Genomic DNA, 12,350 nt, shown 5'->3' with positions numbered 1-12,350 from the left:
TGCCGACGCACAGGAAGTGCACCCGGGCACCGGCCGCGTCGGCGACGTCGGTGCTGAACCGCAGCCGCCCGGAGGCCAGCGTGGCGCCGAGCAGCTCCTCGAAGCCGGGCTCGTAGAACGGCGCCCGACCCGCACCCAGCGCGGCGACCTTGCGCTCGTCGACGTCGATGCCGACCACCTCGTGACCGAGCTCGGCCATCGAGGCCGCGTGCACGGCCCCGAGGTAGCCGCAGCCGATGACCGACAGACGCACGCCGAACTCCTCGCTGGTGACCTGCAGGAAAGGGGGGGAGCGGGCGAACGGTAGGTCCTCGGGTGGTCCCAGCGCCACCACCTGCCCCACGGCCACCACCACCAGCGGTCACACCAGGGGGTGGTCGTGCGACTGCGGCGCGCATCCGGACCCACAAGAGCCGGATCTGCTGCCATAGTCGCCCGCCATGGAGCTGAGGCACGTGCTGACGCGGCTGGCCGAGGTCCGGGGGCTGCTGCAGGGAGCACCGCGGACCCGCGTGCGCCGGCTCGCCCGGCTGACCCGCGAACCGGGCGCGGCCATCGAGGTGGGGGAGTACCTGGACCTGGGGTTCCGGCACGACAAGGGCCGGCCCTACCCGTCGCAGCTGGTCGTCCGCAGCGGCGGCCGCATCCGCGTCGAGGGGACGTTCGTCGTCGGGACCGACTTCCAGATCTGGGTCGACAACGGCGCCGAGCTCACCCTGGGCACCGGCGGCGGGGCCAACTACGGGCTGCAGCTGTTCTGCTCGAACGCCATCACCATCGGCCGGGACTGCTTCATCGGCTTCGGCGTCAGCATGCGCGACAGCGACGACCACTGGATCGCCGGCGGGTCCGGCCCCGGACCGATCGTCATCGGCGACCACGTCTGGATCGCCAGCCGGGCCATGATCATGCCGGGGGTGACCATCGGGGACGGCGCGGTCGTCGCCGGTGGTGCGCTCGTGACCCGGGACGTGCCGCCCCGGACCCTCGTGGGCGGCGTCCCGGCCAAGGTCATCCGCACCGACGTCGACTGGAAGTGACGGCGGGACCGCCCCCGTCCTGAGGGAGAACATGTACGCGAGCGTCCGAGACGTCCCGCGCACCGGGCCGTCCCGCGGCCGGCCCACGTCCGGGACACGGACCCGGGTCGGCGGGACCGTCGTCGCGCTGGGCACCGTCAGCCTGCTCACCGACGTCTCCTCCGAGATGGTGTCCGCGGTGCTGCCCGTCTACCTGACGCTGGCGCTCGGGCTCACGCCGCTGGCCTTCGGCGTCCTCGACGGGCTCCACCAGGGGGTCTCCGTCCTCGTCCGCGTCGCGGCGGCGTTCGCCGCGGACCGGACCCGCCGTCCGCGAGCCACCGCCCTGGCCGGGTACGGGCTCTCGGCGGTCTGCAAGGTCGGGCTCCTGGTGGTCAGCGGGGCGGCCGCGATCGGTGCCGTGCTCGCCGTCGACCGGACGGGCAAGGGGCTGCGGACCGCGCCGCGGGACGCGCTCATCGCCGCGGCGGCACCGCCGGACCTGCTCGGCCGCGCCTTCGGGGTGCACCGCGCGATGGACACCGTCGGCGCGCTGCTCGGGCCGCTGGTCGCCTTCGCGCTCCTGCTGTACCTGCCCGGCGACTACGACAGCGTCTTCCTCGCCAGCTTCGTCGTCGCGGTGCTCGGCGTGGCGGTCCTGGCCGGGTTCGTCCGCGAGCGCCCGGCCGCCGTGGGCACCCCACCGCCGGGGTGGCGCAGCCTCGGCCGGCTGCTCACCGGCCGGTCGCTGCGGCGGGTGGTGGTCACCGGCGGGTTCCTGGGCCTGCTGACCGTCAGCGACGGGTTCCTCTACCTCCTGCTGCGCGAGCACGGTGCCGTGAGCGCGCGGTACTTCCCCCTGCTGTTCGTCGGGACCGCGCTCGTGTACCTGGTGCTCGCCGTCCCGATGGGCCGGCTGGCCGACCGCGTGGGCCGGGTGCCCGTCCTCGTCGGCGGGCACGTCGCCCTGCTGGTGGCCTACGCGGCCCTGCTGCTCGGGGTCGGGGCCGGCGCCGGGCTGACCGCCGTCGTCCTCGCCGGCCTCGGCGTCTACTACGCGGCCACCGACGGCGTCGTGTCCGCGCTGGCCGCCGAGCTCAGCCCCCCGGACCTGCGCACGTCGGGCATCGCCGCGGTGCAGACGGCGGTCGCCGGCGGCCGCCTGCTGTCCGCCGTCCTGTTCGGGCTGCTGTGGACCGCGTGGGACCAGCAGACGGCGATGGCGGCGTTCACCGTGGCCCTCGCCCTCGCCGTCCCCGTGGTCTGGCGGCTGCTGCGGGGCGTCGAGCGCGTCCCGGCCGGGGGAGGGGACGCCGGTGCCTGAGCGCAGGACGTCCGCCCCGCCGCGCGGCCGGCCCCCGGCCCCGCCACCGGTGTCCCGGCGCCGCATCGGCGTCGTCGCCGCGGTGGCGGTGCTGTGCATCGGCGCCCTCGTCGCCTACCTCGTCGTGCAGCGGCGAGCCGACGACGCGGCCGCTGCCGCCGCCGCGGCCGACGAGGCGGCGCGGGCCCGGCTGGCCGTCGAGGACGTGCTGGCCGTGCCGCACCTCGTGGTCCGCACCACCGAGCCCGGCCCCTCGTACGGGCAGGTCGCGCTCGTGCCGCTGTCCGACCCGGACGGTCCCCGGGCCGTGCTCGACCTGTCCTGCGAGCGGATCTCCGCGGTCGAGCGCGGGGCCATCTGCCTGCAGGAGGTGCCGGGGCTCGTGACGACGTACCGGGCGGTCCTCCTCGACGGGGACCTCACGGAGGTCGGCACGCAGGACCTCGGCGGCATCCCGAGCCGGGCCCGCATGTCCAGCGGCGGCTCCTACGCGGCGTCGACGGTGTTCGTCACCGGGCACGCGTACACCGACGCGCAGTTCTCGACCGAGACCGTCATCACCGAGATGGCCGGCCGGACGTCGCTGGGCAACCTGGAGACCTGGACGACGCTGCGCGACGGCGTCGCCGTGACGGCGGAGGACCGCAACTTCTGGGGCGTCTCCTTCGTGGGCGACGGCCCGGCCTTCTACGCCACGATGGGGACCGGCGGTGAGCGGTACCTGGTCCGCGGCGACGTGACCACCCGGACCCTGACGGTGGCGGCGGAGAACGGCGCGTGCCCGTCGGTCTCGGCGGACGGGACGACCGTCGTCCTCAAGGAGCAGGACCCCGAGTCGCGCAACGACCACTTCGTCGCCCTCGACCTCGCCTCCGGCGGGCGCACCCCGCTCACCGAGGGGCGGATCGTGGACGACCAGGTCACCTGGCTCGACGACGGGCGGGTCCTCTACTCCGTCGGCAAGGGCGTGGCCTCCTCGGTCGACTTCGACGTGTGGGTGGCCGACGTCGACGGCGGGCAGCCGGTCCTCCTCGTCCCCGACGCGTCCTCCCCCTCCGTGGTGGGTGGGGGCTAGTGCACCCGGCCACCACGACCGAACATCCGTCCCCGGCCGGCCGGCGGGGGACGGGCGGACGACGGCGACCGCCGGCGTGCGCCACCGGACCGAGCACCACCTCCCGAGGAGAGCGATGAGCACACTGGACGGAACGAGGGTCGTCGTGACCGGCGGCGCCGGATTCATCGGCAGCCACCTGGTCGAGGAGCTGCTGCTCCGGCGCGGCGTCGGCCAGGTGCGGGTGCTCGACGACCTGCGCAACGGCACCCTGGACAACCTGGCGCACCTCGCCGACGACCCCCGGCTGGCGGTCGACGTCACCGACATCCGGGACGAGCCGGCCGTCGCCGCGGCGCTCGACGGCGTCGACGTCGTCTTCCACCTGGCCTGCCTGGGCGTGCGGCACAGCCTGCACGACCCCTTCGAGAACCACCGGGTGAACGCCGAGGGGACCCTCCAGCTGCTCGAGCTGGCCCGGGCCGAGGCCGTCGGGCGCTTCGTGCACGTGAGCTCCAGCGAGGTCTTCGGCACCGCGCAGTACGCCCCGATGGACGAGACGCACCCGACCTGGCCCGAGACGGTCTACGGCGCCAGCAAGCTGGCCGGCGAGGCGTACGCGCGGGCGATGTTCCGCACCCACGGGATGCCCACCGTCGTGGCCCGGCCCTTCAACACCTTCGGCCCGCGCAGCCACTTCGAGGGCGACAGCGGCGAGGTCATCCCGCGCACCATCGTCCGGGCGCTGTGCGGGCTGCCTCCCCTGGTGTTCGGGGACGGCGAGCAGACCCGCGACTTCATGCACGTGACCGACACCGCCGCGGGCCTCGCGACCCTCGCCGAGACCGACGCCGCCGTGGGGCGGACGGTGAACCTCGGGACCGGCCGGGAGATCACGATCAACCGGCTGTGCGAGGTCGTCACCGCGGCGGTGGGGGTCCCCGGGCTCACGCCGGAGCACCTCGAGCCCCGCCCCGGGGACGTGCTGCGCCTGGTGGTGGACGCCCGGCTGGTGGAGGAGCTGACCGGCTTCCGTCCCGCGGTGTCGTTCGAGCAGGGCATCACCGAGCTCGTGGAGTGGTTCCGTGCCCGGCCGGAGTCGCCCGAGGAGATGCTCACGCGGATCGAGGACCGCAACTGGGTGGTGCCCGCGACCGCCTGACCGCGCCCCGCGGGCGCGCGGCACCGCGGACCCCGCGGCCGGGGGACCTCCGGCCGCGGGGTCACAGCCGTGTCCGCGACTCACCCTCGCGTCGCTACTCTCCGCATTTAGTTGGCCACTGCCACTCCACTGAACAGCGACTTCCTGCGGCACCGTGCGCAAGAGGGTTGCGCAGAGTCACCACCCTCTGGTTGCTTGACGCGGCCTCCCCCAGCCGGCGCCCCGGGCGCTCGCGGGTGAGGCATGGCACGAGGAGCCACCTGCCCGGTGCGCTCCGGCTGATGGGTCGACGGGGGGCCGGGCGATGCTCATGGGGAACGACGGCTTGCTCGACGACGACCGGGCGCGCCCCGGCCGGCCCGCCCTCGGGCTCTCCCCGGGGCGCCGGGAGGCCGGCGGGTCCCCGGGACGGGGTGACCGCGGCCGCCGCCCGCTGCGCCGGTGGATGAGCTGGTACGTCGTCGCCGCCGTCGTCGCCGACGTGCTCGCCGCGGCCCTCGCCGGGGTGACCGCCCAGGTCGTCCGCTTCGGCACCGACGTCGGGCCCACGATGGCGGCGGCGCTCGTGCTGCTGCCGTTGGGCTGGGCCGCTCTCGTGTTCGTGACCGGCGGCTACGCCGTCGGCGACCTGGGCAACGGCAACGAGGAGTTCCGCAGCGTCTTCCGGGCCGGCGTCGTCCTGCTGGCGGGCATCGCGCTGGTCTCCTACGCCGGGGCGCTCGAGCTGTCCCGGGGCATGGTGGTCATCGCCGTCCCGGCCGCCGTCCTCGCCAGCCTCCTCGGCCGCCACCTGCTGCGCCGCCGCCTGCACGCGCTGCGCGCCCGCGGGCGGTGCCTGCGCACGGTGGTCGCGGTGGGCCGGGAGCGGGCGGTCCTCGACCTGGTCCGGCAGCTGCGCCGGGACCGCAACTGCGGCATGGACGTCGTCGGCGCCTGCGTCCCCGACCCCCAGCGCGCGGAGCTGCTGCGGGCCGAGGGCGTCGCGGTCGCCGGGGACCTGGCGGAGGTGACGGCGGCCGTCCGCAGGCTGGGGGCCGACGCCGTCGCGGTCACCAGCTCCAGCGAGACGGCCGCGGTCTACCTGCGCCGGCTGTCCTGGGAACTGGAGGGCTCGGGCGTGGAGCTGCTCGTGGCCCCGGGCCTCATGGAGATCGCCGGGCCGCGGATGCACATGCGCCCCTTCATCGGCCTGCCCCTGGTGCACGTCGAGGAGCCCGCGTTCACCGGCCCCAAGCGCCTGGTCAAGGCCGCCATGGACCGGTCGGTCGCCGTCCTGCTGCTGCTCACGGTCCTGCCCGTCCTGCTCGCCGTCGCCCTGGCCATCCGGCTGGACGGGCCCGGTCCGGTGCTGTTCCGCCAGCGGCGCATCGGCCTCGACGGCCGGCCGTTCACGATGCTCAAGTTCCGCACGATGGTGACCGACGCCGACGCGCGGCGCTCCGCGCTGGCCGACCGCAACCAGAACGCCGACGGGCTGCTGTTCAAGGTCGCCGACGACCCCCGCGTCACCCGCGTCGGCCGGGTGCTGCGGCGCCTGTCGCTCGACGAGCTGCCCCAGCTGCTCAACGTCGTCGGCGGCCAGATGTCCCTCGTCGGACCCCGGCCGCCCCTCCCCGGTGAGGTCGCCCTGTACGACGACCAGGTCCGCCGACGGCTGCTGGTCAAGCCGGGTCTCACCGGCCTGTGGCAGGTCTCCGGCCGCAGCGACCTGACCTGGGAGGAGGCCGTGCGGCTGGACCTCCGCTACGTCGAGAACTGGTCGCTGGCCCTCGACGTCCTGATCCTCTGGAAGACGTTCTCCGCGGTGGTGCGTGCGGACGGGGCCTACTGATGGCGAACGGGACGCCGGCCGGCCTCCTCCGGCGGGGGCTGGTCTGCCTGGTGGTCCTGGCCGCCTCCGTGCTGGCGGTCAACCTCTCCGCCACCCCGGCCCGCGCCGCGGACCCGTGCGCCACGCCCGTCGTGAGCCGGGTGGCGTGCGAGAACACCCTGCAGGGGACGACGGACTGGCAGGTCAGCCCCGACACGAGCATCGAGGGCTTCACCACCGACATCAGCACGAACGTCGGCGGCCGGGTGGACTTCAAGGTCCGGACGACCGCCCGCTCGTACTCGATCGACGTCTACCGGCTGGGCTGGTACGGCGGCGACGGCGGGCGCTACGTCACCACGCTGACGCCGAACACCCTGCCGCCCCCGGCGCAGCCGGAGTGCGCCCGCAACGCCGCGACCGGCATGGTCGACTGCGGCAACTGGACCGTGTCGGCCAGCTGGCAGGTGCCCACCGGCGCCGTGTCCGGGGTGTACGTCGCCAACCTGCGGGCGGTCACCGGCGCGGAGAACCAGATCACCTTCGTCGTCCGCGACGACGCCTCCCGGTCCGACGTCGTCCTGCAGACCTCGGACACCACCTGGGCCGCCTACAACAACTGGGGCGGGGCCAGCCTCTACGACGGCAACGGGCCCGGGAGGGCCGGACGCGCCTACGCGGTCAGCTACAACCGGCCGCTGAACCCGAACGTGACCACCGGCCGGCTCATGTACGCCGAGTACCCGATGATCCGGTTCCTCGAGCAGAACGGGTACGACGTCTCCTACGTCGCCGGCGTCGACGCCGACCGGCGCGGCGCCCTGCTCGCCAACCACCGGCTGTTCCTGTCGGTCGGCCACGACGAGTACTGGTCCGGCGCCCAGCGCAGCCACGTCGAGGCCGCCCGCAACGCGGGCACCAACCTCGCCTTCTTCAGCGGCAACGAGATGTGGTGGAAGGTCCGCTGGGAGCCGTCGATCACCGGCAGCCGCGACGCCCACCGGACGATGGTCTCGTACAAGGAGAGCCTCGACGGCGCCCGCACCGACCCGACGGGGGAGTGGACGGGCACCTGGCGCGACCCGCGCTTCGCCACCGGCGTGACGCCCGAGAACGCGCTCATCGGGCAGCAGTTCAAGGTCAACGGCGAGTACGGCCGGCGCACCGACGCGATCAGCGTCCCCGCCGAGTTCGGCCGGGCACGGCTGTGGCGCAACACCGACGTCGCCCGCCAGCCGGCCGGCGGGACCTACACCTTCGGCCCGGGGACGCTGGGCTACGAGTGGGACGCGGACTTCGACAACGGCCACCGGCCCGCCGGGCTGGCCAAGCTCTCCTCGACGACGGTGGACGTCGTCGAGCCCGACGTCCTGCAGGACGACTACGGGGTGTCCTACGCGCCGGGGAGGGCGTCGCACGCCCTCACGCTGTACCGGTGGGCACCCAGCGGTGCGCTGGTGTTCGGCGCCGGGACCGTGCAGTGGTCGTGGGGGCTCGACGACACCCACGACGGCGGCCACGCGGTGGCCAACACCCCGATGCGGCAGGCCACCGTCAACCTGTTCGCCGACATGGGGGTCCAGCCGGTCACGCCGGCGGGCGACCTGGTGCCGGCGAGCCGCACCACCGACACCGCCCCGCCGGTGGTCACGGTGACCTCCCCGGCCACCGGCGCCGTCGTCGGCACCCCGCTGACCATCGCCGGGACCGCCACCGACGCCGCCGGCGTGGTGAGCGGCGTCGAGGTGTCCGTCGACGGGGGCACCACCTGGCACCCGGCGGAGGGCCGGGCGAACTGGAGCTACACGTACACCCCACCGGCGTCGGGACCGCTGAGCGTGCGCGTCCGCGCGGTCGACGACAGCGCGCGGCTGTCGACGCCGGTCGGCTACGACTCGACCGTCGGGCAGCGGACCTGCCCGTGCAGCCTGTGGTCCACCGCGACGACGCCGTCGGTGCCCGCGGCCGACGACCCGACCCCGGTCGAGGTCGGCGTCCGGTTCCAGCCCACGGTCGACGGCTACGTGACCGGCATCCGCTTCTACAAGGGCCCCGGCAACACCGGCACCCACACCGGCACCCTGTGGTCGGCGGCCGGCCAGCCGCTCGCCACCGGCAGCTTCGGCAGCGAGTCGGCCACCGGGTGGCAGACGCTGGTCCTCCCCACGCCGGAGCCGGTCTTCGCCGGGCAGTCCTACGTGGCCTCGTACTACGCCCCCGCGGGGCGCTACGCGGTCACCGGCGACTACTTCACCACCCGGGGCGTCTCCAACGAGCCCCTGGTCGCGCCGGCGAGCACCGCTGCCGCGCCCAACGGCGTGTACCGCACCGGCTCGCCCGGGTTCCCGCAGGACTCGTGGGCCGGCAGCAACTACTGGGTCGACGTCGTCTTCCAGACCCAGCCGCCCGCGGACGGCTCGGCCCCGACCGCCACGGTCGGGTCGCCGGCGGCCGGGAGCAGCAGCGTGGCCCGCACCGTGACGCCGGAGGCCGTCTTCTCCGAGCCCGTGCAGCCGGCCAGCATCGTCATGACGGTGACCGGCGCCGACGGCGCCGCGGTGCCCGGCTCGGTCTCCTACGACCCCGGCACCCGCCGCGCCCGTTTCACCCCGACCGGGCAGCTGGCCGCCGGGACGGCGCACACCGTCTCGGTGACCGCCGCGCGGGACGTCTCGGGGAACCCGCTCGCGAGCCCGCTGACCTGGACCTTCACCACGATGAGGGCGCCGGCCACACCCGGCGTCTGCCCGTGCAGCGTGTGGGACGACACCGCGGTGCCGGCGGTGCTCTCCGCCGCCGACACCGCCGGGGTCGAGGTCGGCACGCGGATCCGCGTCGCCGTCGACGGGACGATCACCGGCATCCGCTTCTACAAGGGGCCGCAGAACACCGGCACGCACGTCGGGACGCTGTGGTCGGCCACCGGCCAGGAGCTCGCACGCGCGACGTTCGGCCCCGAGACGACCAGCGGGTGGCAGCAGGTCTCCTTCAGCCAGCCGGTGACGGTCACGGCCGGGACGACGCTGGTCGTCTCGTACCACACCGACACCGGCGGCTACTCCATGACCGCGGGCGGCCTGGCGACCGCCGTGACCTCGGGACCGCTCACCGCGCTCGCCGACGGCGACGGCGGGGGCAACGGCGTCTACTCCTACGGGGCGCGCACCTTCCCGACGCAGCGCGGTTCGGCCAACTACTGGGTCGACGCGGTGTTCGTGCCGGCGCAGGACACCACGCCGCCGGCCGTGGAGGGGACGACGCCCGGCGCCGCCGCGACGTCCGTCTCCGTCGACGTCCGCCCGTCGATCACGTTCACGGAGCCGGTCCAGGCCGGCTCGGCCACGATGACCGTCACCCGGGACGGCGGGGGAGCGGTCGCCGGCACCGTCGCCGCGACCGACACCAGCCGCGGGGTGGTCTTCACGCCCACCGCGGCGCTCGCGGCGGGCGCGACCTACACCGTCAGCGTCACCGGGGCGAAGGACCGGGCCGGCAACACCATGTCGGCCCACACCTGGCGGTTCACCACCGCCGGGAACGGCTCCTGCCCCTGCACCGTGTTCGGCGACGCCGTGCCCGCGACGCCGGCGGTGTCCGACACCTCGGCCGTCGAGCTCGGCGTGCGGATCCGCTCCGACGTCGACGGGTGGATCACCGGCGTCCGCTTCTACAAGGGCACGGGCAACACCGGCACGCACACCGGCACCCTGTGGTCCGCGGACGGCCGGGTGCTGGCGTCGGGGTCCTTCTCCGACGAGACGGCGAGCGGCTGGCAGCAGCTGACCTTCCGGACGCCGGTCCCGGTCACGGCCGGGACGACGTACGTCGCCTCGTACCACGCGCCCAACGGCCGCTACGCCGCCGACACCGGGACGTTCACCGACCGCGGCCGCGACAACCCGCCGCTGCACGCGCTGCAGAGCACCGCCGGCGCGCTCAACGGGGTCTACGCCTACGGCGACGGCGGGGTGTTCCCGGAGAACTCGTGGCAGGCCACCAACTACTGGGTCGACGTCGTGTTCGCGACCGCCGCACCGGCCGACACCACGCCGCCGGCGGTCAGCGCCACCTCGCCGGGGCAGGGCTACACCGGCGTCGCGACCGGCTCGCCGATCGAGTTCCGGTTCGACGAGGCGGTGGACGCGGCCTCGGCGGGCGTCGCGGTCACCGCGGGCGGCGCCGCCGTCGCCGGCACCGTCTCCGCGCCCGACGCGACGACGCTGGTCTTCACGCCGGCCGCGCCGCTCCCCGCGGGCGCCGAGGTCCGCGCGGTCCTCAGCGGGGTCCGCGACCGGGCCGGCAACGCCCTGGCGGCGCCGTACACGCTCACCTTCACGACGGCGACGACCAACCCCTCCGCCTGCCCGTGCTCGCTGTTCGGGCTGGGGGAGACGCCCGCGGTCGCGGCCGCGAGCGACACCGCCGCGGTCACGCTGGGGGTGCGCTTCACCAGCGACGTCGACGGCTGGGTCACCGCCCTGCGCTTCTACAAGGGCGCGGGCAACACCGGCACCCACACCGGGTCGCTGTGGGCCGCCGACGGCAGCCCGCTGGCCTCGGCCGTCTTCCGCTCGGAGAGCGCCACCGGGTGGCAGCAGGTGGTCCTCGACCGGCCGGTGCAGGTCTTCGCCGGGCAGGTCTACACCGCCGCCTACTCCACCCAGGTGGGGCGGTACTCCTACACGTACAACGGGTTCGCCACCTCCGGGATCGACCGGGGACCGCTGCACGCCCCGGCCGCGACCAGCGGCTCGCCCAACGGCGTCTACGCCTACGGGAGCGCGCGCTTCCCGAACCAGGGGTCGACCACGAACTACTGGGTCGACGTCGTCTTCGTGACCCAGCTGCCGGCCGGGACGTCCGCGGCGAGTGTGACGCTGGCCGCCGCGGTCGAGGACGCCGCGCCCGCGCCGGACGCGACGGCCACCCGGGTCGCGGACACCGGGACCGCCACGCCGGCGGAGGCCCCGACGAGCCCGGCGCCCGCCTCGACGTCCTCGGCGCCGTCGTCCACGGCCCCGACCACCACGTCCACGGCTCCGTCCACGTCCCCGGCGCCGACGACCACGGCGCCGACGACCACGGCGCCGACGACCACGGCTCCGTCGACTCCGGCTCCGTCGGCCCCGGGGACACCCGCGGCCGACGCCCCCGCGGAGCCGCAGACCGTCTCGGTCTTCACCGCGGACGACACCCCGCCGGCCGAGGCGGTCGACGACGCGACGCCGGCCGAGGTGGGCATGCGGTTCACCTCCTCGACCGACACCTGGGTGACCGCGCTGCGCTTCGCCAAGGGCGCCGGGGCCACCGGGACGCACGTCGGCAGCCTCTGGTCCGACACCGGCCAGCGGCTGGCCTCGGTGACCTTCACCGACGAGACCGCGGACGGCTGGCAGGTGGCGGAACTGGGCAGCCCCGTGCCGCTGGCCGCGGGCCGCGAGTACGTCGTGAGCTACACCGCGCCGGAGGGCCGGTGGTCGGCGACGCCGGAGGGCCTGACCGCGGCACGGTCCTCGGGACCGCTGACCGCGCCGGCCGACGGCGAGCGGCCGAACGGCCTCACCGGCCCGCCGGGCGCCTTCCCGACGCAGTCCGTGGCCGGGGCGAACCCCTGGGTGGACGTCGTGGTCACCACGGCCGCGCCGGAGGGCGGCGACACCGTGGCGCCCGTCGTCACCGCCCGGGGACCGGAGGGCGCCGCCCCGGCCGGCAGCGCCCCGACCGCGCTGTTCTCCGAGGACGTGACCGGCGTCGAGATGGTGCTGACCGGGCCCGACGGCGCGCCGGTGCCGGCCCGCACCGTGTACGACCCGGTCACCCTGGTCGCCCGGCTGGAGCCGGAGGCGGCCCTGACCCCGGGCGCCGGATACACGGTGTCGGTGGTCGCCGCCCGGGACCGCGCCGGCAACGTCCTTGCCTCGCCGGTGACCTGGCTGGTGACGGTCGGGTGAGCGTCCGCGAGCCGGTCGTGTCGCCACACC

General features: G+C 75.2%; 6 protein-coding genes and 1 pseudogene. 6 read left to right on the top strand and 1 reads right to left on the bottom strand.

Annotated features, from left to right (window positions below):
- Positions 1-253, bottom strand: a pseudogene (locus ACI798_RS19955) (UDP-glucose 6-dehydrogenase); the annotation flags it as partial.
- 187 nt (positions 254-440) lie between these two features.
- Between ACI798_RS19955 and ACI798_RS19950 the strand changes: the two are divergent.
- The 6 genes from ACI798_RS19950 (at position 441) to ACI798_RS19925 (ending at position 12,320) form a co-directional block, all read left to right on the top strand.
- Entirely contained in the window at positions 441-1,040 is a 600-nt protein-coding gene (locus tag ACI798_RS19950; protein WP_457048752.1) for an acyltransferase, read from the top strand.
- Positions 1,041-1,071: 31 nt separating this feature from the next.
- Complete coding sequence (locus tag ACI798_RS19945; RefSeq protein ID WP_457048751.1) at positions 1,072-2,343, top strand: MFS transporter; 1,272 nt, start codon at positions 1,072-1,074, stop codon at positions 2,341-2,343.
- Complete coding sequence (locus ACI798_RS19940; protein WP_456943056.1) at positions 2,336-3,418, top strand: TolB family protein; 1,083 nt, start codon at positions 2,336-2,338, stop codon at positions 3,416-3,418. The genes ACI798_RS19945 and ACI798_RS19940 overlap by 8 nt, the downstream gene beginning before the upstream one ends.
- A 115-nt stretch (positions 3,419-3,533) precedes the next feature.
- The gene (locus ACI798_RS19935; RefSeq protein ID WP_456943055.1) at positions 3,534-4,559 is read left to right on the top strand and encodes a dTDP-glucose 4,6-dehydratase; all 1,026 of its coding nucleotides are present in this window, start codon (positions 3,534-3,536) and stop codon (positions 4,557-4,559) included.
- A 325-nt stretch (positions 4,560-4,884) separates the two neighbouring features.
- Positions 4,885-6,390 (top strand): sugar transferase, encoded by a 1,506-nt coding sequence (locus ACI798_RS19930; RefSeq protein WP_457048750.1) that lies wholly within the window; start codon positions 4,885-4,887, stop codon positions 6,388-6,390.
- A complete protein-coding gene (locus ACI798_RS19925; protein WP_457048749.1) occupies positions 6,390-12,320 on the top strand; it encodes a DUF4082 domain-containing protein in 5,931 nt (1,976 codons plus the stop codon). Before ACI798_RS19930 ends, ACI798_RS19925 begins: the two co-directional genes overlap by 1 nt.
- Positions 12,321-12,350 lie beyond the last annotated feature (30 nt).

This window comes from Geodermatophilus sp. SYSU D01045, assembly GCF_054050295.1.
This window is presented reverse-complemented; position numbering and strand designations above follow the sequence as displayed.